Source organism: Leuconostoc palmae (genome assembly GCF_019656075.1).
GTDB classification, from domain to species: Bacteria; Bacillota; Bacilli; order Lactobacillales; family Lactobacillaceae; genus Leuconostoc; species Leuconostoc palmae.
In genome coordinates this window covers 92,538-117,886 of sequence record NZ_BPKZ01000004.1, presented here as the reverse complement: position 1 = coordinate 117,886, position 25,349 = coordinate 92,538, and the positions used below count along the sequence as shown (strand labels likewise).

Genomic DNA, 25,349 nt, shown 5'->3' with positions numbered 1-25,349 from the left:
AATATGAAAAACCGTTCAAAGTGTTGTTTGAACGGTTTCATCGTAACTATTTGATTAAAATTAAGATTAATTTGATAATTAGGCTTAGTCTTTTTCACGAACAGTAAATTCACGCTTTTGGCGAGAAGCACCAGTATTAGAAGATGAACGACGATCTGTCGAACGTCCATCACGTCGCTTATAATCACCAAAACGTCGCTCACTGTTGCCACGTCGCTCACGACCACTATGATTTCCGCGATTACCACCACGGTAACCACCGCCATTGCTACGGCGATCGCCACCACGGCCACCACCATTACGTGACCCATTACCATTTCTGCGGCGTGGTAATGGTCGTTCGCGGGTAATTTCAACTGGTGTATTTTGCTTTTCCAAATCTGCAACTGAGGCTAATAAAGCCCCGGCTAATTGTTCAGATGAGTATTGATTAATCAATTTATCAACTTCAGATTGAATTTCACTAATATCCGTTGTTTTAACAATTTTGTGAACTTCACTAGTTGCATTCTTAATTTTACCAATACGTGCATCTTGAAGAGAAGCTGGTTGAAGCGCGGTCATGCGTTTCTTTGTCAAATCTTCGACAGCACGTAAGTAATCCATTTCATTAGGTGCCACAAATGTTACAGAAACACCTGCTGCTCCGGCACGTCCTGTACGTCCAATACGGTGTACATATGATTCAGGGTCTTGAGGAATATCAAAATTATAAACGTGACTCACATCTTTCACATCTAATCCACGCGCTGCAACATCAGTCGCTACTAAAATATTGATTTCATGAGACTTAAACTGAGCGAGAACACGAGAACGCATCTGTTGTGTTAAATCACCGTGCAATCCTGCAGCACGATAACCACGTGCTTCAAGCCCTCTAGATAATTCTTCAACACGACGCTTTGTACGTCCAAAAACAATTGCTAATTTAGGTGCTTGAACATCAAGAATGCGCGTCATTGTATCAAACTTTTCATTCTCTCTCATGCGAACAAAATATTGATCAACTAAATCAGTTGTCAACTCCTTGGCCTCAATTTGAATATGTTCGGGATTAGTCATAAACTTGACACCAATGCGTTTAATAGCAGGTGGCATTGTTGCTGAGAAAAGTAATGTTTGACGCTCTGCAGGTGTGTTTTTAATAATAGATTCAATATCATCCAAGAATCCCATATTTAACATCTCATCAGCTTCATCTAACACTAATGTTTTAACATGATCAATTTTTACTGTCTTACGGTTAATATGGTCTAATAAACGACCAGGTGTCCCCACCAAAATTTGCGGATGAGACTTCAAATTTTGAATTTGACGTCTAATATCGGCGCCACCAAATACAACTTGAACATCAACACGCTTGTCTTGCCCCAACTTCTTTAATTCATCAGCTGTTTGAATAGCCAATTCACGTGTTGGTGAAACAATAACAGCTTGGATGTTCTTGTTGTCTAAGTCAATATTTTCTAGAATAGGTAACCCGAACGCTGCTGTTTTTCCAGTTCCTGTTTGTGCCTGTCCAATAACATCCTTACCAGATAATGTTAGCGGAATTGTTTTTTCTTGGATGGGTGTTGCTTCAACATACCCGTGTGTTGTAATTGAATCCAAGATATTTTGTGATAAACCTAATTCACTAAACTTCAAAATTTTTCTCCTCTGCGCATTTAGCGCTTATAATTATTTAACGTTAATATTTGTTACTTGCATAAAAATCTGTTTGGTTAATGGTTGCCAACTGCTACCCTCTAAGTGACGATTACTTAATAAAATAACACAATTTTTACCATCTTTAGTAAGAAAAACCGTTGGCTCAAAGCCTCCAAGAAATCCATGTCCATAGTGATAATCTTCATAATGGTATAACCCACTAGCATAGGCAGAATTATAAGGATGTGTCCACATATCAGCCAAAAACTGTTTTTTCAAAATCTTGTTATCTATTAACAATTTATAGTACTGATATAGCATTCCAGCAGACATTGCCACATTTCCAGTACCAGTTTCTTGCGCATAGTTTTGCTGACTAATATTAGATACTTTTTTACCTGTATAGCTTGTTGTGCTATAAACATTATCTTTAAAGTGTTTATAATCGACTACGTTCAACTTTAGTTGTTTGTTAAAAAAATTATCAACTAATGACGTGTATGACTTATTCGTAATCTTCATTAAAATACCAGCCAACAACCTAAAATTGATTGATTGGTATGTCCACGTTTTGCTTGGTAATAATTGAGTATGGATAGCATCAAACTCAATATTTTCCTGTTCAGAAGATACATTCTCGTTAATATCGGATTCTTTTAATCCACTAGTCATAGTCAACAATTGCCTAATCGTAATGTGTTTAGCATCGGGAATCCGTGGATAAAATTGACTCAGTGTAGTATTCATCTGAAGTTTACCTTGCTCAACTTGCTGCATAATCAAAGTAGCTGTCAAACTTTTTTGTAAAGACGCAATTTGATAAAGCGAGCGCGGGGTATTTAATTGATGTGTATCTAAATTAGCATATCCATAGCCCCTGTTTAGAACGACCTGATTATTTTTAACAATCAGAGCAGTACCAGTAAACCGACTTCTTTTCAACTGTTTATCAATCGCAACAGACTCATGATTACCTGGTAAATATACCTCTTGCCGAAATGGGTCAGTGATCTTTGAGGTTATAGATTGATTATTAACTGATACTACAGTTGTAACTACAATGACCGTAGCAATCAGTACTAGAGCAATTACGATCACCGGGCTCAATGTTGTATGCGATAAATTACCTTTTAATTGTTGATGTTGTTTACGTTGCACATTCGCAGACCTGAACTCTCTTTATAATTATAAAGTCATCAACAACTTAACAACTTCTTCCAAATGAATGCCATGGCTTCCTTTTAAAACAATTAGATCATCCTGATTAGCTATAGTCGATAATTCATTCGCTAGTTGATCAAGTTGCTTAGCTCTATACTCATGTACGTTATCTCTACCCATTGCCTTTATAAGTAGTGGTGCAGTATTCAAAATAAATAAATCACCAACTAGAAATACACCATCGACATTACTGTCTAATATTTGAGTTGCCAAGCTAGCATGCAACTTGTCAGCTTGTTCACCCAATTCTAGCATATCCCCCAAAACAACATACTTTCGACGAGCTGGAATCGTCTTAATTGTTTTTAATACAGCAGCAACAGCTGTGGGATTAGCATTGTAAACATCACTAATTAAAACAACACCTTTGCTGGTTACCATTTTTTCGGTGCGGTTTTTTGTTAAATCAAATGTTTTTAATGCCAGAGTGGCTTGTTTTAAATTAATACCTAATAACATACTCGCAGAAATCGCTGCGAGCGCATTCATAACATTATACCTACCTATGACAGGAATTGCAAATCTTTCGTTTTTAAAAACAAAAGTTGTCTCGTCTGATTTTGCTTCAATTTGCTCGACTTCTTGTCCAAAAAATTGCATTGACTTGTCCAAATTAGCTTTTACTAGTAGTGGTTCATCAAAGGGTACTAATAATATCCCGTTCTTTTTTAACCCCTTTGTAATTTCAAGCTTTGCTTTAGCAATATTATCTCTAGTTTTGAAAAATGCTATATGAGCTTCCCCAATCATTGTAATAATAGCAATATCAGGTTGGACTAATTTTGAAAGTATCGTCAGCTGACCAGATCTATCCATTCCCAGCTCAATTACTAACAATTCAGTATCTTCAGGCATTGCTAATAACGTTAGCGGCACGCCAATTTCATTATTATAATTTTCTGGGGTTTTAAAGGTTTTAAACTTTGTTGATCCAATAGCAAACATCATATCTTTAGTAGTTGTTTTACCATTTGACCCAGTAATAGCTATCACTTTCGGATTAATTTGTTCACGTCGAATACGTCCCCATTGCTGTAGTGCTATTAACGTATCCTCGACAATGATTGTTGGTACATTTTTTAATATTTTGTGTTTGTGATCAATCATCACTGCCGAAGCACCACGTTCGATTGCTTGTGTTATGTAGCGATGCCCATCATTTGCAGCGACTAAAGCAACAAATATATCACCAACTTTAACTTGTCTAGAGTCAAAAGCAACTCCTGTAATAACTGCATCACCACGAACGTCTGCTTTCAGTAGACTAGCAATATTTTTTAATGATTCATTCATTTTCCACCCCAAGATCATACATTTTTATTTAAATAAAATTGATAGCATTAAAATCTTTTCTTAAATACAGTAATACTTTCAACATGAGAAGTTTGAGGAAACTGATCAACCGGAATAATCGGTCCATCAATTTGATAACCACTAGCTATAATTTCTTCTGCATCTCTAACTAGACTCACTGGATTGCAACTGATATATACGATTTTATTTGGTGCCATATCAACAGTAGCTTGAATAAGTTGTGTCGTTAAGCCACGGCGTGGTGGATCAACAAAAACAACATCTGGATTTAATTTTTCTGCTTGCCATTTCTTAAATTGTTCAGGCGCATCTGACAAAATATATTCAGCATTTCTAATATTATTATTACGCAAATTTGATTGTGCATCTACCACGGCACCAGGAACGACTTCCACACCTAAAACTTTTTTGACATGTTTTGAAATTGTTATACCTATTGTTCCGATCCCTGAATATGCATCAATTACCGTATCAGTTGATTTTAATTTTGCTTTTTTAGCTGCTAAATCATATAGTATTTCAGTAGTCTGTGGATTGACTTGGTAAAAAGAATTTGGCCCAATGATAAATTGATATCCCAACAAAGTATCATTTATAGTAGTCTGCCCCCAAAGCGTTCGATTATTTGGGCTTAACAATACAAAATCTTTTTTGGGACTATAGTTAAAAATCAAGCTTTTTAACTCCGGTAATTCAGACTTGATATCATCTATAATTTCAGCTTCTGATTTTATCTGCTTTTCATTTGAAACTAACACAACCATTAATTCATGTGAATAATATCCACGCCTTATCATGATATATCTTATTGCGCCAGTTTGCGTATCAGGATCAAAAGCACTAATAACGTATTTTTCTAAGATGTTTCTAACGATAATAATCGCCTGATCAATTTTTTCATCATTTACAAAGTAATCATTCATTGGAACCAAATCATGAGTCCCACGACGATAAAAACCACTAGTTAAACGTCCATTTTGCCACTTAACAGGTACAATAGTTTTGTTTCGATAATAGGTAGGATTTTCCATACCGATAGTATCACTAACAATAACATCTATATTTTTCTGTTCAAATAAGCGTCTAACTTGCTGTTTTTTCAAATCAAGTTGTGCATTATATTTCAAGTTAACTAATGGTGCTGTTCCGGCATCAATCAAATATTGTCGATCACTATTTTGACGCTTATCTGATGCTATTAATCTTTTGATAATTTTTCCGTAACCCGAGAATTTGTCAACTTGTGTCACTTCAAACAAAATTTTTTCATCGGGAATAGCATCTGCTACAAAGATTGGATAATCAGGTGTGATATAGACAATACCCATACCGTCAATACGAATATCATCAACATCGGCTGTAATCTTTTGATTCAACTTAACTGGAAGTACTGTTCTTGTCATGTTTATTCTATAGTGCAGAGTTAATAGCTATCAAAAAGCATATTAACCTACAGTATCCCTCCATCTGTTTTAATAAAAAATAAAAGCGTTCACTTAAGTGAACGCTTTTAACAGAACAATTACTTATCTTCGTTGTTCTTGAAACCAAATCCAGCAAACTTCTTGTTGAACTTGTCGACTGCACCATCAGCTTGCGTAAACTTTTGCTTACCAGTGTAAAATGGATGTGAGTCTGATGTAATATCCATACGAATTACAGGATATTCTTGTCCTTCAAAATCAGTTGTATCATTTGATGTTACTGTTGAAGCTGACAAAAACTTTTTACCTGTAGTAGCATCAAGAAAAACTACTGGACGGTAATCTGGATGAATTTCTGCTTGCATAACTATTTCTCCTTAGCGCCCTGATACTTCTGTAACAGAGTCAGTATATAACCAGTATATTTTATCATGGTACACAATTTGTTGCAAGAACTTAAATTATTATTTAAGGCATTAAATTAATTAAATCAATACCTTCAATTGTTATATCAGCACCTAACGCTGTCAACTTATCTTGTATACGATCATAACCACGCAAAATGTGATCTGCATCATTAATGACTGTTTGGCCTTCTGCCATAATAGCAGCTATAACAAGGGCAGCTCCTGCTCTTATTTCTGCGGCTTCAACAGTTGTTCCGATTAATCGTGGCGAATGATTTACCCTGATTTTCCCTGGAATTTCAGAATCAATATCTCCTCCCATTCGTCTTAATTCAGCAATATGTTTAACTCGCTTTGGATAAATGGTATCACGAATAAGACTTTCACCTTCTGCCATAAGCAATAATGGTGTGATTGGTTGCTGTAAATCGGTGGCGAAGCCAGGATAAGGCATTGTTTTAATGGTAACTGGTTGCAATGTGTTTGATGGATAAACATGGATAGTATCTTCACCTATTTCAAGATTAACCCCCATTTCAATTAATTTTGAAGTGTAAGATTCCAAGTGTTCAGGAATAACATTTTTAATCGTTACGCCATTACCAAACGCAGCAGCCATACTCATATATGTTCCTGCTTCAATCCTATCAGGAATAACAGTGTGTGTATTCCTTGCTTTCAAACTTGGTACACCCGCAATACGTATTGTATCTGTTCCTGCCCCGCGAATGTTTGCTCCCATGTTGTTTAAAAAAGTTGCAATATCAATAATTTCGGGTTCTCGTGCAGCATTTTCAATGACTGTCTGTCCCTTTGCACGAACAGCAGCCAAAATAATATTGATAGTCGCACCTACAGAAACAGTATCTAAGGCAATGCGAGCCCCAGTTAAACCATTCTCAGTAGCATCTATATGAATAATATCATTTGATTCTGTTACACTAGCTCCAAGTGCTTCGAAACCTTTTATATGCTGATCAATAGGTCGACGTCCTAAATTATCACCGCCTGGAAAAGTGACAGTAGCACGATTAAATCTACCCAACAGTGCACCCATAAAATAATAGGAAGCTCTCAATGATTTAATCGCACCACTAGGTAACTCACTTTCCGCAATTTGTGTTGGATCAATATCTAAATCACCATTTTCAAATTTCGAATGTACATTCATTGCATCTAAAATCAATTGCAAGTTTTTAACATCGAGAATCTGAGGTACAGTATCAAATTTTACTGGCGTATCAGCCAAAATAGCAGCGGGTATTAACGCTACTGTCGAATTCTTGGCGCCACCTATTGTGACCTCTCCTTGAATGCGCTTTCCACCATTTACAATTATTTTAGCCATGAATTTTCCTTAAAACGTTATAGTCCACAGTCAATTATACAGGGAAACTGTACTTAACTCAAATTAATTTAAATTGACTAACGAATTTCTGCTTTTATTTCTGATACTAATGCTTGCAAAACCCTATTAAAAGCAACATTTATTTCTGATTCGACTAATGTCGTATTCTCGTCTTGGAAAACTAAGTTATATGCCAATGATTTTTTACCTGCGGGTAGTTTATCGCCAACATATACATCAAATAATTTAACTTCAAACAGTTTATCTCCTGCATAATTTTGGATCACTTCAATAATATCTTCATGTGTGATTTGATTATTAACGAGTAACGCAACATCACGGCTGATTTGCGGGAATCGCGACACAACTTTATATTCCGTAGAATGATTTGTAGCAGAAAGCACAGTAAATAAATTCAATTCAAACCCAAAAATTGCAGGTAGCTTTTGTGATTTAGTTAATTTAGGATGAATTTGTCCTACAAATCCTAAATAAGTATTATCACTGTATACATCAGCGGTTTGTCCTGGGTGCATATTATCATGCCGTGTTGTGGCACGATATGTTACGTTTGCAACACCTATTTGTTCGAGATATGAGTCAACAATTCCTTTGATATCATAAAAATCTACAGGTTGAGCCATTTTTGACGTCTGCCAAGTTGAGGTTTGTAAAGTACCCGTTAGTACTCCTGCAATATGCTCAATTTCTGTTGGCAATGATTCTTTGTTATTTGATATAAAAATTCGCCCTTGTTCATAGAGTGCAATATTATGAACAGAATGACTAACATTATAAGAAACATCTTCTAATAAACCGGCCAGTAAATTTTGACGAACAGTTGTACGATCAGAACTCATTGGATAATCTAATGATACAACTTCATCGATAGCATTTTCAGCAAATTGTTTAGCTTTTTCAGGTGTCGTTAACACATATGAAATAGCCTGATTCATCCCTAAACTTTCCATAATGCGTCGACTCGCTCTAATTTGTCTCTGCGTTGTTGTCAATTTACCCGGTGTTGTTGGTCCATAAGGTAATGTCATTGGTAAGTTATCATATCCATAAAGGCGAGCTATTTCTTCAATCAAATCCGCCTCAATAGACAGATCAGGACGGCGAGCAGGTAATACCACCTCAAAAACATCTTTGGAGACTGTATATTGAAAATTTAGTTTAGCAAAAATATCAGATATTTCTTTTTCAGATAAAGCTGTCCCTAGGATTTTATTAACTCTCCGGATACTTAACTTTTGTTTTTTTGTTTCATATGGTTCGTCTACTGCAACAACCATACCATGACTAATCTGGCCATGGGCTACTTCATCAGCTAACTGGGCTGCATGGTCTAAGGCAACAAACGTATTATCTCTATTGATGCCTCTTTCAAATCGCGCAGATGCCTCTGAATGTATATTATGGCGACGAGCAGTAGCTCTAATCAAACTAGCATTAAAAATGGCACTTTCAATTACAATATTTTTTGTATTGCTATCAACTTCTGAACTAACACCACCCATTACACCAGCTAACATTAGTGCTTCATCATCTGTAGCTACCACAATATCTTCATTAGCTCTTAAATCACGTTTTTGTCCGTCAAGTGTTGTGAGAGTCTCGCTATTTTTTGCGCGACGTACAATAATTTTATGGCTGTGTAACTTATCAAGATCAAATGCATGAAGGGGTTGTCCATACATAAGCATCATATAATTTGTGATATCAACAATGTTATTGATTGGTCGCATACCAGCGTTCCATAATATTTTTTGTAACCAAAGCGGGGAATCCGTCACAGAAACGTTATTAATCACTCGAACTGCATATTTAGACGTTAGGTCTTTATCTTGAATATCTAAGGTAATTTGATCCTTCGTCTCTTTTTCATATTCTGCTAAATCAAATTCAGGAAGTAATACTGATAAATTGAGCATAGCTCCAAATTCGTACGCTGTGCCAATCATTGATAGCATATCTGCACGATTTGGTGTTAAATCAGTATCTATAACCGGTTCGTTCATCCCCAAAACTTCAAGCGCATCTTCTCCTACTTGCATACCATCTTGTTCATCAAAAACAAAAATGCCTGCTTCAAAATCTTTTGGCGCAATTTTATTATCAAAACCAATTTCTTGTAATGCAACTAACATACCAAATGATTCTTGACCACGTAAATTAGCTACTTTAAGTTCAACAAGTTTACCTGTTGCAGCATCCAAAATATGCGCTCCAACTTTTGCTAAAATAACTAATTGCCCTTCAGCGACATTAGGTGCACCTGTAACAACTTGGACTAACTCTTTTTGACCAATATCTAATTGTGTGATGACCATATGATCAGAATCAGGGTGCGCTACTATGGAACAAACTTTTGCAACAACCAACCCATCTTGTTTTTTTGCAAGTGTTGAAACAGAATCCACCTCAACACTTGTTCGTTCAACTTTTTCGGCCAAGTCATTCACAGTTTTTTCATCAAGCGAGATATTTTCTGACAAAAATTGATTTAACCATTTCAAACTAATCTTCATTTTTAATTACCCTTTCGATTAAATTGTGATAGAAATCTAACATCATTTAAGTAAAATTGACGTATGTCATCAACACCATATTTCAGCATTGCAAATCGGTCCGGTCCCAATCCAAAGGCAAAAGCTGAATACTTTTCTGGATCTATACCGTCCATCCGTAGTACATTTGGATGAGTCATACCAGCACCAAGCACTTCAATCCACTGAATATCTTCTGGTTTCATGTCAGGTGTGACTTCATTCCAAGAAACATCTACTTCTACTGATGGTTCAGTAAATGGAAAATATGATGGTCGCATACGTATTTGATGTTTTTCACCAAATAATTCTTGCATGATTGAAAGTAATGTACCTTTCAAATCAGCCATGGTAATATTTTCTCCGACAACCATTCCCTCTACTTGATGAAATTGATGTGAATGCGTTGCATCATCAGTATCCCGTCGATAAACTTTTCCTGGTGCAATCATTTTCAATGGTCCCTTTGAAAAATCATGCTTTTCTAACGAACGCGATTGAACAGGAGAAGTTTGCGTTCTGAGTAAGATTTCGGGCGTAATATAAAAAGTATCTTGCATATCTCGAGCAGGATGATCTTTAGGTAGATTTTCTCTTTCAAAATTATATTCATCAGTTTCCACTTCAGGTGAATCAACAATATCATCAATCACTTCAAATCCAAGTCCTAAGAAGTGTTGTTCTATCTCATCAATAATTTGTTGTAAAACGTGTGGTTGTCCAACGTGATGATTGCTACCAGGCATAGTAACATCAACAGTTTCAGAAGCTAATTGTTCGTTTAGACGTTGCTCTTCGATTGCAGCTTTTTTTTCAGATAATAATGTCGTAATTTTTTGTCTAACATCATTTCCAATTTCACCAACTGTTTTCCTATCTTCAGGAGCGACATCCTTCATACCTTTTAGTAATAACGTTAATTCGCCTTTTTTTCCCAATAATCCAACTCTCAGTGCTTCTATATCCGCTTCAGTTGCATTAATACGCTTGACAGCTGTTTCTTTAAGGGACTTTAAATCCTCAATTAAACTCATAATTATTCCTTTCAAACTATACTAGAATCTTCAAATAACTTTTTGTGGACTTTTTCAATAAAAAACGTCCCATGTTATCTAATATTAGATAACATGGGACGTTTTAAACCGTGGTACCACCCAAATTTCCAGCATTAACACTGGCTTATGTAGCGATATCGCTGCTATGCGTCGACCATTACGTCAAAACACTCCTGACTGAAATTCAATGTTCATAATAAGATGGTCTTTTCATCAAAAATTAACCACTCGCTAAACAGATTATGACAAATACTAGGTCATTCACAGTGTTAGAAAATATTTAAACTGAACGTTTTATTTTACTTTCGCTCAATCCCTACTAACAGTATATCATGACAAAGCGTTGCTGTCCTTATGTTTGGCAATAGTTAGACTATTGTATTTATCTGACCACTCATGAATAGCCGCCATCATAGGTCTCATAGCTTCACCAGCCTCTGTCAGTTTATATTCAATTAAACTTGAATCCTCATAAGTCACTCGTTTTACTAAATTAGCTGCTTCTAGTTCTTTCAAACGTTCAACTAAAACACGGTCAGAGCAGGCTGGAATAGCTCTTGAAAGTTCAAGAAAACGCTTTTTTCCACTAATTAAAAATATCTCAATAATTAAGCCATTCCACTTACGTCCTAAAATTTTAAACGTATTGGTAAAATTTTCGCATATCGCAATATCATTGTCCTTGATTGTTTTCGCCACACTTTTGTCCTCGAAATATTAATATGTTCATAATAACATAAAAACATTACGTCGACAAAAAGTAAGAGAATTACAAAAGTGTTTTAGCTAGATAGAAACAACCCAATATGCCAGCATTATCACCATTAGCAACAGGAACAATATAATCATCCAAGTCCGGTACATCAAGATAATCACTCATTTGTTCTGCAAAGCTTTTTCTAATTAATGGAAATAATGTTTCTCGGTGAGGTACACCACCACCAAGTACAATCTTTTCTGGACGCAAAATCATCGTATAATCCACTGCTGCTTGTGCCAAGTAGTATGCCTCAATTTCCCAAGCCTTGTGCCCATCTGGAATTTCCTTAGCGCTCATTTGCCAACGATCTTCAATAGCAGGACCAGCTGCCAAACCTTCCAAACAATTATCACCATGGAATGGGCAATGACCTTCATATTTGTCTTCTGGATGTTTTTGCAAGAAAATATGTCCTGCTTCTGGATGTCCATAACCACTCACTAAATGCCCACCAGAGACAATACCAGCACCAACACCAGTACCAACTGTTAGATAAACCATATTGTTGACATCTTTAGCAGCTCCAGTTTCAAATTCTGCCCATCCAGCACCATTAACGTCAGTCGTCCAGAAATATGGAATATCACGCCATGCCTTCATACGTCCAAGGAAGTTATATCCTGACCAACCTACTTTTGGTGTGGCTAGCACATATCCGTAGGTCTTAGATCCCTCAACAATATCAATTGGTCCAAATGCAGCAATTCCAATAGCATCAATGTTTTCAAATTTATCAAAGAAAGCAATAACTTGATCGAGTGTTTTTTCACCGTCCAATGTTGGAAAGGCTGTTCTTTCAATAATGTTAAAATTTTCATCTGCCACAGCAACAACAAATTTTGTTCCACCAGCTTCAATTGCACCTAATAATCCCATGACTATTCTCTTTTCTTTTTATAATCTAAGTATTTGTACACCACAGTGTAACAATGCACTACACAAGTATCATACTAGGCACTTTATCAGTTAAATAATAAATGATGTTAAGCGCTTACATGAATAGTTTAATAGATTTTATATTCCCGTGTCAAGCGATTGTCACATAAATAAATAACTTAACCAAATGAAAATTATGTAACATTTTCTGAAATAATGTTGAAAACATTTTTAAATCAATACTTCTAAAAAAAAGGGACACAGTAAACTGTGTCCCTTTTTTTACTTAACAATTTCGCAAAATTCAACAATAACTGCATCAGGTCCCTCAATGTTAAAGAACTTAATACCTTTTTCCCAGAAAGCTAAATGTTGCACTTCTGAATCAATTAGTTTAAAACCTTCAGCCTTAGCAGCAACAAATGCTGCATCAGCATCTGTAGTATCCATAGAAATATGATTAATTGCGCCAGGTTTTCCAGCAACTTCATCTTGTTGCCAAGTTTCAATCACAAGATTGTCGCGCTTCATGAAAATAACATTTCCAACTGGAAAATCACCTGTTTTAGTGAAACCTAGCTTTGTCCAAAAAGCTTCAGCAGCTGCTAAATCTTTTGTTGGAATACCAATGTGTTGTACGCCTGAATAATAATCTGAAAATGACATGATATGCTCCTATAATTTAGAATGCAAAGGCCGGAACTATCTTTTGTTCCACGTCTTCATGATAATTAAATCCCTTGGTGCTTAAGATTTGGAAAAATTGCTTTGTCTCCCCAACCCGTAATGCCACCTTGAAATAGAAATGCGAACACTGTACCGACACCATAATTGGTAAAATCAGGTAAGATAATAATAGCAATAATACCAATAATTGTTGGCGGAATATATGACGCCCACATCGCTTTAGCGGCAGAGCCTTTGAAATACTTAAATCTCAAAATCTGCATTAAATCATCTGCTGGGTGTAATACAAGATTAGTGCGCTGATAAATTGAAATAGCGATTGCAATCATCGCAACGCCAACAAAATTCAGTACCGTGTAAATTACGGTTGTTACGAGACTATGTGATTCAGGTAATACTTGTGAAAACAGGCCCGCAAAAAAGCTAATTAGAACTGAAAATGGCACCATAAATGCTATATTACCAACAAACTTTTTCCAATCGAAATAACCTTGTAAAAATACATTTAAAACGGCAATTAAAACCCCTACAATGAAAAACACCCAACCAAGCATCAAGTTTGATCCTTGAAATACTGCTTTATTAAAACCAGACTCTGCGGCTGTCCAATAAGCAGAACCCAGAAAAGCTGGGTGGATTTTTTGACTTGTAACGACTGTTAAGACATTACCAGCCGCGTTGATTACCAAAGAAATCACAAAATATGATAATGAAGCGCCAATCGTCAGCGTGCGACCAGTTTTAGATGTCGTCTGTGCTACGTTTTTAGCGTTCATCGAATTATGCCTCTTCTCCACCAACTTTAACAACGGCCTTTGAAACTACGCCAAGCTTACCATTAACAAAGTCGTCAACTGTGTTATAGTCCAATTCGTGTGACATCAATGCTTCAACGTTCAACTTACCTGATGACAACAAGGCCAATGAATCTTCAAATGCATTAGGGTTAATAAATGAACCTTGAATTGTCAATTGCTTTTGGAAGACTTCATATGTGTTCATTTCGAACTTGGCATCAGGACCACCAACACCAAACATCAAAACTTGTCCACCACGAGCTGCTGCTTCAATTGCAGCTTCTTGTGTTTGTGGCATACCTACTGCTTCAATCACAACGTCATATTCACCATCTGGGATCTTGTCACCCTTCATTGTGTTAAATGTATTCTTTGCGCCAAACTTTTCTTTGTTCATTGCCAACTTTTCGTCAACAATACCTGCCAAGTCAACTTGGTGAATACCGTAGGCTTGCAAAATTTGTACAAAAAGTTCACCCATGAAGCCATCACCAATAACCAAAGCTTTTTGATATGGTGTAACCTTCAATAATTTAATACCATGAACAGCACATGAAATGGGTTCAACAACAGCTGCTGACTTCAATGAAACATTATCAGGAATTGGGTAAACAACTGATGCTGGTGCTGTGAAATATTCTTCAAAACCACCATCACGAGTAACACCAACAGCTGACAAATGTTCACACAATTCTGGACGTCCTGTACGGCAGAACTTGCATTGTCCACAATAAATGTTAGGATCAACAGTTACACGGTCACCTACTTTAACATTTGTTACAGCCGAACCAACTTCGGCAACAACACCTGAATTTTCGTGTCCCAAAACGATTGGAGGTACAGCAGGTGCTGAACCTGGCAAACCAGCGTACAATGCATGGTCTGTACCACAAATACCAGCAAATGCTGTGTGAATCTTAACCTCGTTTGGTTTTACTTCTGGTTGTGCAATGTCTTGCAACTCTAATGACTTGATGCCTGTCAATACTAATGCATCCATGATTAATTCTCCTCTTCTATTGTGATCTATTTAACTTACATGGACAATGTTAAACCTTTGTAATTTTATTGTCAAGGCAGAATTATGAGAAAATTATGCAACATTAAATTTTCACAAAAAAGTGTATAATGGATTAAAGAAAACAAATTATTTGGAGGTTTCCATGGTTGCAAAATTAAGTGACGTTGCTGAACTAGCAGGTGTCTCTGTAACAACAGTTTCCCGTGTTATCAATAACTACGGTTCATTGAGCCAAAAAACAATTGATAAAGTTCATGATGCTATGCGTGAACTTCATTACCAACCAAACGCAATGGCAAGGTCTCTACAAGGAAAATCTTCACAATTCATCGGTCTAATATTTCCTAACATCCAAAATCCATTTTTTACTGCTTTAGCCAGTGAAATTGAACAACAATTATTCGAAAAAGGTTATAAAGTGATTATTGCCACAAGTGCTAATAATATCGAAAAAGAAGAGCAATATTTACAAATGCTTGCTGCTAACCAAGTTGAAGGCATTATTACATCATCACATAATCTGGGTATTGAAGACTATAAAAACGCATTCTTACCAATTGTTGCCTACGATCGCCATTTAGCAGATAATGTCCCAATAGTTAGCGAAGATAACTATCAAGGTGGCTATTTAGCCGGCGACTATTTACTCAAACAAGGGGCTAAAAACCTACTTGTGCTAAATGATAATGATAACTCACTTTCTCCGACAACAAAAAGATATGACGGATTCATGGATGCTGTTGGTAATCAACAAAAAGTAGTTACCTTAGAATTCAACTCAAATAGCACACCTGATTCAGAAGTTATAGAGCGTGTTGTTAATCATATTAAAAACCAAAAAGTAGATGGTGTCTTTGCTTATAACGATGTGATGGCTATTCAACTTAAAAATACGTTGGAATCTCTTGGATTTAATGTACCAAAGGATGTCATAATTGTTGGCTATGATGGTTCCCCGATCGTACAATCACTACATCCAAATTTACCAACAATTGTACAGCCAATTCATGAAGCAGCTACAAAACTGATTGATGTATTATTTGCTGAAATTTATCAAACGCCAGAAATTAGTACTGAACCACTACCAGTCAAACTTTATGAACCGAAAAAAAACAACTCGCTATAAGCGAGTTGTTTTTAATTAACTTGATTTAATGGTTTCTCATTATTTAATACCCTTACAACCTCTTTAGCTGCTGCTAATCCAACAGAATCAAAGGCTTCTATTGATTTAGCAGCAATATGAGGAGTAACAAAAACATTAGGCATTTTAAGTAAAGGATTATCTTTAGTCGCTGGTTCTTCGGTAACCACGTCTAAACCTGCACTTGCTATTTCACCATCTTGCAATGCATTAATTAAAGCTGGTTCATCAATCACTGCGCCACGTGCAATGTTCACAAGTACAGCAGTATTTTTCATTTTCTTGAAAACTGTTTCATCAATCATATGTGTTGTCTCAGGAGTTGCGGGTAGGGCAAGAATAATAAAATCAGACTGTTTATAAATTTCTTCTAATGATGCCATTCTGCCATTTCTCACTGTTTTAGCATGGCGTGCATAAGCTAAAATATTGACATTAAAACCCGAAAGTAATTCATCAATTTTTTGTCCAATAGCACCAAAGCCAATAATACCCACTGTTTTACCAGTTATTTCTTGCCCTTTTTGTGGTTTTAAAGATTCACCTGTAATACTTTGCCGTTCCTGATAAAAGTATCTCCCCGCCATTAGCATATGCATAACAGCAGTCTCAGCAACAGCTGTCGCATTCGCACCAGGTGTATTTGTAACAACAACACCATGTGACTTAGCGTCTTCTAAATTGACATTATCATACCCCACACCATAACGCGCAATGATTTTAAGATTATTCAACTGATTTAATATTGGTTCAGCTATTTGATGCATCATTAAAATGATCGCATCAGCATCCTGATTATCTAAAAAATCACTGTCACGACTTTGTTTATTAGACACAACTGTTAAATTATTTTCTTTTAAGTAATCAATCGCCTTTTGTGCAATACCATCAAAAACTAAAACTTTTTTCATAAATAATCCTCCGATTTTCAAACGGCTATTATGCTCAATTGAGCGATTTAAATGAACCTGGCATTAGAGACTCAACATTAGTTAAAATTTCATCACCTTTATTATTAATCAACCATATAAGCATATCAGGTTCGAAAAATTCCACCATTACTTGGCGGCATGCCCCACATGGTGTAATAGGTTTCTGCGTTCGACCAGATATAACAAGTCCCTTAAATTTGCGATGTCCCTGAGCTATTGCACTAAATATAGCTGTTCTTTCTGCACAATTTGTTAGTCCAAACGAAACATTTTCAATATTAATACCCTTAAAAACTTCATTACTGTTAGTCAATAAAGCTGCCCCAACAGGAAAATGTGAGTAAGGAGTATAGGTTTCTTCTAATGCTGATAGCGCAATATTTTTGAGTTGTTTTGGTGCTTTGTTATCCAACATTTTTTCCTCATCACATCACAAATTTATTAAATATTATTGTTCATTAGTTTTTGTTAAAAGCAATTCTAACTGCGTTAATCGAGACTCGAATACATCAAATGCTTGCTCTAAATAAGTATCACTCTCCATGTCCACACCTGCTTTTGCAATAACATTTAGTGGATAATCTGAAGAGCCAGCTTTCAAATAATCTTTATATGAATCAGCTCCATTTTTGTTAATAATACGATCTGCCAATGTTGTAGCAGCTGCCTCTCCAGTAGCATATTGGTAGACGTAATAATTATAATAAAAATGAGGAATGCGCGACCATTCATAGGCAATTTCTTCATCTGGAAACAAGTCTGGACCATAATATCTTTGATTAAGCTCTGCATAATAATTACTCATTTTATCAGCAGTCAATGCTTCTCCAGCAGCAGATTGTTCATGGATCCAGTGTTCAAACTCAGCAAACTGCGTCTGTCTGAACACTGTTCCCTTGAAACCATCCAAGTACTGGTTTAATACATATGCTTGAAACTTAGGATCATTATTAGTTTTCAAAAGATAATCTGTTAATAAGCTCTCATTTGTTGTAGATGCAATTTCTGCCAGAAATATTGGATAATCACCATAATGATAATCTTGTGTTTTCCGAGTGAAATAAGAATGAACAGAGTGTCCCAATTCATGTACCAAAGTGTAAACATTATTCAAATTATTTTGCCAATTTAACAAAATATAAGGATTGGTATCATACGCACCACTTGAATAGGCACCAGTTCTTTTCCCTTTATTTTCTACAACGTCAATCCATCTTTCATTGAACGCCCTTTTCACAATGCTTATATAGTCATCTCCCAATGGTGATAGCGCATCAAGAACAATATTTTTTGCCTTATCATAGGAGACATCAAAATCAATATCTGCTACCAGTGGCACGTACAAATCATAGCTATGGACATCCTCTACATTCAAAAGTCGACGACGTAATGCCACAAATCTATGCAATAAAGGTAGATGGCTATTTACTGAACTACGTAGTGTCTCAAAAACACTTGTCGGCACATTATGTGGCAAAATAGCAGCCTCTTTAGCAGACTGATAATGATGCACCTTAGCTAGAAAATTATGCCCTTTAATATGCGATGACAAAGTTGATGCAAATGTATTTTGTAATCCAATGTAACTGTCATATAAGGTTTCAAAAGCTTCTTTCCTAAGTGATCTATTTTGTGACTCTAATAGCAGACTGTATAAACCGTTAGTTAACGGCACTACCTCACCAGATTCAGTATGTACATTGCCAAAAGTCAAATCAGAATTATCTAGTGCCCCGAATGTATTCTCAGATGCACTAAAAATATCACTTGCTCCCGCCAATAACGCTTCTTGATCAGCTGGTAATGTATGTGATTTCTGTGCTAATATTACCTCAAAAAGATGCCTATACTTTTTGAGACTAGGTGTTGATAAATAGTCGCTCAACGTATCATCTGGAATATCTAGAATTTCTGGTTGGAAATAAGCTGTTGCTTCACTTACTTGAGCCCATAGCGCTTGCACTCGTGCATTAAAACCAGCATATTTTTGATTTGTCGTGTCTTGATCGTATATTTGATGAGCATAAACATAAACTTTTTCTAATCTACGTTCAACAGATAAGTTTGATTCCAAAGCTTTTAGCAATGTTTCTGCCGAATCACCCACATGTCCCATAAATTTAGTTAAATGATTTACTTTTTCTTTTACTTCAGCAAAGGCTTTCTCCCACTCATCATCAGAATTAAAAATACTCGTCAAATCCCAAGTTAATGCTTGAGGTACTTCTTCACGACTTAATTGTCCCATAATTTGCTAAACGTCAATTATAGTTTCTACTATGTTATAGCCAACTAAATTGATATGCCTTTCTTAAATATAATATCTTATTTTATCACTTTTCTCTCACTTTAGATAATTTTTCACTAAAAGAGTCATACCAAGAAAATTGATTAACTATCATTAAATCTGATTCCTTTATTCTAACAATGTTCAATCTTTCAAGATCTGATAATAATCTACAGACCTGGTTTGTCTGATAATTTGACGTCCCGAGAACATATAACTTAAGCTGTTGTACAACTTTAATTAAACTTATTTTATTTCCTATTCCCACTTCTCTCAATAAAGAAATAGCAATTAATCGCCAATGCCAATTCGCAATTTTTAAACCAAAAGTTGAACCACAATGAATCCATATTGGTGCGTTTAGCAAAGATAATTTATTTTGATAGAGATAATTTACTAATGCTTTATCGATTCTCTTTTGCAGTAAAAGAGTTTGTAATTTATAAAGTTGTTTTTCAATTTCAACTGTCCTTATAACATAATCAGCTGGTTGAGTTCGTAAAGGATAGTTTGTCTCAATGAAATTAAGTCGTTGAAAATCTATTTTTTGAAACTGTCCTCTATAATAAAATTTTTGACGGCTACTTAGATAAAAAATCAGCTGTTCACGTCTATCGATAAATTTCATAATGGTTGCTTGAGTGAGATTTTTAAAGTAATAGCTATCTCCTAATATCCAAATCACCTCAATATTTAATGTATCATATCCTTGATTACGCTCTTTCAACCGTTTTTCTGAAATAGGACTACATTGATATTCAATTGCTATTACTCTATTATTTTTTACTAACAATATATCAGGACGTTGCTTAATGCCTTTTAAAACTGCCTCAATTTTAACTTCCCCATGCCTCATAAGTCGGTTGGCAATTTGTAATTTCCCCATCAAATGCTCTTTGGTTTCATTTTCGCTTAAAGTATTACAATTTGAACTGACAAGATGAGCAAAATGACGTTGCTTGATTTCTCCAGTTTTTAACATAACGGTTTCCAAACAACTAGGACAACGATATGTATTTTCTTTGTCAGCCTCATGTGCTTGAATGTACTGATTAGTTGTATTGACTGCAATTAACATAAAAACCTCCAATTCATTATACGAATTGGAGGTCAGTATTAGAAAATACTATTTTAACTTTTTTTCCACCCAGTTGCTTAACCAAGTAAGTAATGTAATTACAATCAGATAAATAACAGCTACAATTGCCCACACACGGAATCCTTGAGAGTTTCGAGCAACAATCAAGGTTCCTGTCTGCGTCAATTCTAGTAAGCCAATTGCTGATAGAATTGAGGTATCTTTTAGCGTAATAATAAACTGATTAATGAAACTTGGTACCATGATTCGTAATCCTTGAGGCATAATTACTCTACGCATAGCACTACTATAATTCATTCCAAGTGAACGTGCTGCTTCCATTTGACCTCGTTCAACTGCTTCAAAACCGCCACGCACAAAGGCACCTGTGTAGGCTCCTTCATTTAAAATCAACGTAATAATTCCCGCGGTAAATGCAGGTATTTTAACCCCTGTTACACCAGGTAAACCAATGTAAATGAAGAATGCCAATACCATTAGTGGCAACCCACGGAAAAGATAAATAATTGTCGTTGAGATACCACGTACCCACTGAGATTCGCTAACTCCCATAATGCCTAATAACGTACCCCATATCGAGGCTAGTACGATTGCAATAATGGTAAGTTCAACAGTTTGCCATAATCCTTTTAAGAAAGCTGACTTATTAGATTTTAGAATACCCCAAACAGAGCTATTATCTTGTTGGGAGCCTGAAAATGTTTGTTGAGTCGCTCCAAGATATTTAGCTGTTATTTTGTCATAAGTGCCATCAGCTTTAATTGCAGCAAATCCCTTATTGAAATCGGCTAGTAACGCTTTATTTTTACCTTTTTGAACCGCAAAACCATAATAACCTGCGTTTCCTGGATGGTCCGCATTCATAATTTTAAGTTTCATACCATTTTTAATGGCATATTGAATCACTGGCATGTCTTCAAAAGTTGCAGCTGAATTGCCTACAGCGACATCATTGTACATTGTATCAGTATCATTAAAATACTTCACTTTAAAACCATACTTTTCCTGTAATGACTTACCATATTCTGATGCTGCCGTACCTGTTTTCAATGCAACAGTTTTACCTTTTAAATCGTCTAAACTTTTAATCGTACTATTTTTTTTAACTATCCAAGCAACACCAGTTTTATAGTATGGTGTACCAAAATCATAAACCTCTTTACGTTCTGGTGTAATAGACATACCTGCAATAATACCATCTGCTTGACCATTTGAAACCAATTGAGCGGCTGAGTTAAAACTCATTGGCTTCATTGTATAAGTAAAACCTTCTCTTTTAGCAATTGCTTGCATCATGTCTTGTTCAATACCGACATAATTATTATTTTTATCTTGAAATGTAAATGGTGCATATGTTGCATCTGTCGTAATAACATAGTGGGGTTGAGATGCTTGAATTGATGAAACGAAAGCAAAAAAAGCAGCAAACGTTGCCAAACCAAGTAAAAACTTTTTTAAAATACTCATCACCTTTTCCTTTCTCACAAAAAAATCGACCTATTGGTCGCTTTTTAATATTTTTACATACTTATAAGCTTAATGATATTAATGTTAACTTACGCATGCATGACTTTACTTAAAAACTCCTGCAAACGTGCATTCTTCGGCGCATTGAATACTTGCTCTGGAGAACCTGACTCCTGAATTTTACCTGACTCGAAGAAAACCACACGATCCGCGACTTGCTTAGCAAATCCCATTTCGTGCGTAACGATAATCATTGTCATACCAGATTCAGCAAGATTTTTCATAACTTCTAGCACATCTCCGACCATTTCAGGATCAAGTGCAGAAGTAGGTTCATCAAATAGCATAATATCTGGCTCCATTGCTAAGGCTCTAGCAATCGCAATACGCTGTTTTTGTCCACCGGACAAAGAATTAACTGAAACACCTGCTTTATCTAATAATCCTACCGTATCAAGCAATTCACGCGCTTTTTTCTCTGCAGAGGCTTTATCCATTTTACCAAGTTCAACTGGTGCCAACATAATATTTTCAAGAACAGTATAGTTATTGAACAAATTAAAATTTTGGAAAACCATTCCAATATTTTGGCGTACCTTATTAATATCTGTTTTCTTATCAGAAATATCAAAACCATCAACAATGATTTTGCCATTATCAGGCATTTCAAGTTGATTAAGCATACGCAAAAACGTTGATTTTCCTGAACCTGATGGGCCAATCATTACGACAACTTCATTTTCTTGAATATCTAATGATATATCACGTAGCACGTGGTTATCACCGTAAGACTTATTTACTTTTTCAACATGTACTTTAACTTTATTGTGCGTTTCACTCATGCACCTGACCTCTTTTCTAACTAATTACTCAATTTGAGTAAAAGTAATCACATTTCAGTATATCATAGCTACAAAGTTCATTGAATGGCAAAATATAATTACACTAAAACAGCTGTTTTACTTTGATCATATGTCAATACTAGATAAAAATGCTCTCAATAATAATTGAGAGCATTCTTAATTTTTAAAAATTATGGATGCACCGGAACATTAATGTCACCATCGATAATCTTTTTCTGTGCTTTTTCTACAGCTGACCATACTTCTGAAGAAGCTGAATCATTTGTTAAGCCAACACCGTTTTCTTTCATACCATAAGTGATTGTTTGACCACCTGGGAACTTACCATTACGTGCTTTATTAGAAAGCGATTTAACCGCATTATCAACACGCTTAACAGCTGAAACGAGTGTAAAGTTAGACTGCTTGTTATCCTTGTCTGTATATTGACCATCACGCTTTTGATCCATATCTACACCAATAACCCAGACTTTTTTATCTGAATCTGCAGTTAGCTTTTGGTTTGTTGCCTTTGCTTCAGCAAATACACCTGACCCCGTTCCACCAGCTGCTTGGAAAATAACATCGGCATTACCTGCAATCATTGAGGCAGCAATTGTTTTACCTTTGGCTGCATCTGTAAATGAGTCAGCATATTGCGTTACAACTTGAACATCAGGATTAGTTGCTTTGACACCAGCCTTAAAGCCGGCTTCAAATGTATCAATTACATCACCATGGATTCCACCAATGAAACCAACTGTCTTTGACTTAGTTTGTTTAGCCGCAGCCACACCGGCTAGATAAGATGACTGTTCAGATTTGAATGTTAATGATGCCACATTTTTGTCTGGAACCACTGAATCAATAATAGCGAAGTTAGTCTTTGGATTTGCTTTTGCAACAGTATTTATTGCTGGTGCAGCAGCAAAGCCAACGCCATAAACTAACTTATAACCACCTTTAACGGCTGTTTGTAAGTTTGTTTTAATATCTGAGGCATCAGTACTTTGGAAATAGTTGTAACCTTTTGTACCTTGAGATAACTTATTTTCCTTACCATAAGCTTTCAAACCTGACCAAGCTGATTGGTTAAATGAACGATCGTCAACACCACCGCCATCAGTCACCAAAGCTACTGTATAATTGTCTTTACCTGCTGACTTAGAATTTGTTTGTGTAGCAGCATAAATACCACCACCAATAACCAAAACTGCTGCAATACCAATACCAATTTTTGCTGAGCGTTGCATATTATCTATAACGTATCCCCTACTAAAAGTGATACATCTCCTCTCAAATTTATAATTCTATTATGCGACTTTTGATGATGAAAACCATGATAAAAAGATTAAAAAATTAAATTTAAAGCGAACATTATTATTACAATCAAAATATAGTTCGTATTTTTATTATTTACCAGAAAAAACGTTCGGTTTTTGTTAGAATTAAGCTATGACAAAATATGTGACACAAACAATTGAACCTTGGATGCCCCTAGGCGCACTTAAAGCTAAGGCTGATTATGCTACAATTGCTTCTTACTCAGGTTGGCAAGTACTACCTATAGAACGCTATAATGATACGCGCTTTGATAATCAAATACTTCACGATAAAATTAAACATTGGCTTTCAAAAGTCCAATCAAAAGATGTCGTCATTCACCAATTCCCCTCTTATATGAGTAAAAATTTTGAACTGTCTTTTGTAAATATGCTACATCATCTTGATATTAAAAGTGCAGTTCTTATCCACGATATTGAACCTCTTAGGTTAGAGAAAACGTTTGTTTGGGAATTTGAATTACTGAAAAAATACGACACAGTTATCGTGCATTCAGAAGCTATGAAAGCACGGCTCCAAGAGGCAGGTGTTTCCACTAACTATATTATTCAGCCTTTTTTTGATTATTTAGGTAAAACACCAACATTAGCAACGTACAATAAAAGCATTAATTTTGCTGGTACATTTCAAAAATCTCCATGGTTGCAAAATCCTTTAGCGTTCAGTATTAATTTATTTGGGTCAATACCTAAAAAATGGCAAAATATTGAGTTACCTCAAAATATTAATTATTGTGGTAATTTTGATCCAGAAGACATCGTTGAACAGTTACAAGGCGGATTTGGATTGATTTGGGATAGTGATTTTGAAGATAAAACCTATCAAACATATACTAAATATAATACGCCACACAAAGCCAGCTTATATTTAAAAGCCGGATTACCACTAATTGCATGGAAAGAAAGCGAGATTGGAAAATTAATTGTTAAATTTAATATTGGCTTTGTCATATCGAATTTAGATGACATTCCTGATATAATTGCGCATACCTCTAGTAACCAGTTTGCTTTATGGCAAAAAAATATCCTCCCTCTTAGAAGCAACATTTCAGAAGGTATTAATACTCAAAATACGTTAGCTCAATTGTAAAAAAAAAGCATTGCCTACGGCAATGCTTTTTTT

General features: G+C 35.6%; 22 protein-coding genes. 2 read left to right on the top strand and 20 right to left on the bottom strand.

Going from position 1 to position 25,349, the window contains the following annotated elements; all coding sequences use genetic code 11:
• Positions 1–84 precede the first annotated feature (84 nt).
• The 13 genes from cshA to K5Q12_RS03250 form a co-directional block, all read right to left on the bottom strand.
• Positions 85–1,647, bottom strand: coding sequence for a degradosome RNA helicase CshA (cshA, locus tag K5Q12_RS03310; RefSeq protein WP_220742297.1), 1,563 nt, complete (start codon positions 1,645–1,647; stop codon positions 85–87).
• Positions 1,648–1,680: 33 nt separating this feature from the next.
• On the bottom strand, positions 1,681–2,808 hold the full coding sequence (locus tag K5Q12_RS03305) for a serine hydrolase domain-containing protein (protein ID WP_220742296.1): 1,128 nt from the start codon (positions 2,806–2,808) through the stop codon (positions 1,681–1,683).
• A gap of 27 nt (positions 2,809–2,835) precedes the next feature.
• Entirely contained in the window at positions 2,836–4,164 is a 1,329-nt protein-coding gene (locus K5Q12_RS03300; RefSeq protein ID WP_220742295.1) for a UDP-N-acetylmuramoyl-tripeptide--D-alanyl-D-alanine ligase, read from the bottom strand.
• Between the two features lie 47 nt (positions 4,165–4,211).
• Positions 4,212–5,588 (bottom strand): 23S rRNA (uracil(1939)-C(5))-methyltransferase RlmD, encoded by a 1,377-nt coding sequence (rlmD, locus tag K5Q12_RS03295; RefSeq protein WP_220742294.1) that lies wholly within the window; start codon positions 5,586–5,588, stop codon positions 4,212–4,214.
• Positions 5,589–5,707: 119 nt separating this feature from the next.
• Positions 5,708–5,974, bottom strand: a complete 267-nt coding sequence (locus K5Q12_RS03290) for a type B 50S ribosomal protein L31 (RefSeq protein WP_220742293.1) — start codon at positions 5,972–5,974, stop codon at positions 5,708–5,710.
• Positions 5,975–6,077: 103 nt separating this feature from the next.
• On the bottom strand, positions 6,078–7,364 hold the full coding sequence (gene murA, locus K5Q12_RS03285) for a UDP-N-acetylglucosamine 1-carboxyvinyltransferase (protein WP_220742292.1): 1,287 nt from the start codon (positions 7,362–7,364) through the stop codon (positions 6,078–6,080).
• Between the two features lie 77 nt (positions 7,365–7,441).
• Entirely contained in the window at positions 7,442–9,898 is a 2,457-nt protein-coding gene (pheT, locus tag K5Q12_RS03280) for a phenylalanine--tRNA ligase subunit beta (RefSeq protein WP_220742291.1), read from the bottom strand.
• Positions 9,899–9,900: 2 nt separating this feature from the next.
• Positions 9,901–10,950 (bottom strand): phenylalanine--tRNA ligase subunit alpha, encoded by a 1,050-nt coding sequence (pheS, locus tag K5Q12_RS03275; RefSeq protein WP_220742290.1) that lies wholly within the window; start codon positions 10,948–10,950, stop codon positions 9,901–9,903.
• Between the two features lie 351 nt (positions 10,951–11,301).
• Positions 11,302–11,670, bottom strand: a complete 369-nt coding sequence (locus tag K5Q12_RS03270; protein ID WP_220742289.1) for a winged helix-turn-helix transcriptional regulator — start codon at positions 11,668–11,670, stop codon at positions 11,302–11,304.
• A gap of 70 nt (positions 11,671–11,740) precedes the next feature.
• Entirely contained in the window at positions 11,741–12,607 is an 867-nt protein-coding gene (locus K5Q12_RS03265; RefSeq protein WP_220742288.1) for an ROK family protein, read from the bottom strand.
• Between the two features lie 282 nt (positions 12,608–12,889).
• Complete coding sequence (locus K5Q12_RS03260) at positions 12,890–13,273, bottom strand: VOC family protein (protein ID WP_004907397.1); 384 nt, start codon at positions 13,271–13,273, stop codon at positions 12,890–12,892.
• 65 nt (positions 13,274–13,338) lie between these two features.
• Positions 13,339–14,070, bottom strand: coding sequence for a DUF6198 family protein (locus K5Q12_RS03255; protein ID WP_220742287.1), 732 nt, complete (start codon positions 14,068–14,070; stop codon positions 13,339–13,341).
• A gap of 4 nt (positions 14,071–14,074) precedes the next feature.
• Entirely contained in the window at positions 14,075–15,091 is a 1,017-nt protein-coding gene (locus tag K5Q12_RS03250) for a zinc-dependent alcohol dehydrogenase family protein (protein WP_220742286.1), read from the bottom strand.
• 163 nt (positions 15,092–15,254) lie between these two features.
• Here K5Q12_RS03250 and K5Q12_RS03245 point away from each other — a divergent pair, with 163 nt between their 5' ends.
• Positions 15,255–16,238 (top strand): LacI family DNA-binding transcriptional regulator, encoded by a 984-nt coding sequence (locus K5Q12_RS03245; RefSeq protein ID WP_220742285.1) that lies wholly within the window; start codon positions 15,255–15,257, stop codon positions 16,236–16,238.
• A gap of 11 nt (positions 16,239–16,249) precedes the next feature.
• Here the strand turns inward: K5Q12_RS03245 and K5Q12_RS03240 are convergent, their stop codons facing one another.
• The 7 genes from K5Q12_RS03240 to K5Q12_RS03210 all read right to left on the bottom strand — a co-directional run bounded on the left by K5Q12_RS03240 (position 16,250) and on the right by K5Q12_RS03210 (position 24,136).
• Positions 16,250–17,167: a phosphoglycerate dehydrogenase gene (locus K5Q12_RS03240; protein ID WP_220742284.1), complete on the bottom strand. Its 918-nt coding sequence runs from the start codon at positions 17,165–17,167 to the stop codon at positions 16,250–16,252.
• A 34-nt stretch (positions 17,168–17,201) separates the two neighbouring features.
• Complete coding sequence (locus K5Q12_RS03235) at positions 17,202–17,603, bottom strand: cytidine deaminase (RefSeq protein ID WP_220742283.1); 402 nt, start codon at positions 17,601–17,603, stop codon at positions 17,202–17,204.
• A gap of 33 nt (positions 17,604–17,636) precedes the next feature.
• Positions 17,637–19,436, bottom strand: coding sequence for an oligoendopeptidase F (gene pepF / locus K5Q12_RS03230; RefSeq protein WP_220742282.1), 1,800 nt, complete (start codon positions 19,434–19,436; stop codon positions 17,637–17,639).
• Between the two features lie 85 nt (positions 19,437–19,521).
• A complete protein-coding gene (locus tag K5Q12_RS03225) occupies positions 19,522–20,553 on the bottom strand; it encodes a competence protein CoiA (protein WP_220742281.1) in 1,032 nt (343 codons plus the stop codon).
• A gap of 48 nt (positions 20,554–20,601) precedes the next feature.
• Positions 20,602–22,041: an ABC transporter substrate-binding protein/permease gene (locus K5Q12_RS03220; RefSeq protein ID WP_220742280.1), complete on the bottom strand. Its 1,440-nt coding sequence runs from the start codon at positions 22,039–22,041 to the stop codon at positions 20,602–20,604.
• Positions 22,042–22,130: 89 nt separating this feature from the next.
• Positions 22,131–22,883: an amino acid ABC transporter ATP-binding protein gene (locus K5Q12_RS03215; protein ID WP_220742279.1), complete on the bottom strand. Its 753-nt coding sequence runs from the start codon at positions 22,881–22,883 to the stop codon at positions 22,131–22,133.
• A gap of 191 nt (positions 22,884–23,074) precedes the next feature.
• Entirely contained in the window at positions 23,075–24,136 is a 1,062-nt protein-coding gene (locus tag K5Q12_RS03210; protein ID WP_220742278.1) for a BMP family lipoprotein, read from the bottom strand.
• Positions 24,137–24,338: 202 nt separating this feature from the next.
• Between K5Q12_RS03210 and K5Q12_RS03205 the strand changes: the two genes are divergently transcribed.
• Positions 24,339–25,316 carry a sugar transferase gene (locus K5Q12_RS03205; protein WP_220742277.1) on the top strand — a complete coding sequence of 326 codons (978 nt, stop codon included), beginning with the start codon at positions 24,339–24,341 and terminating at the stop codon, positions 25,314–25,316.
• Positions 25,317–25,349: the final 33 nt, after the last annotated feature.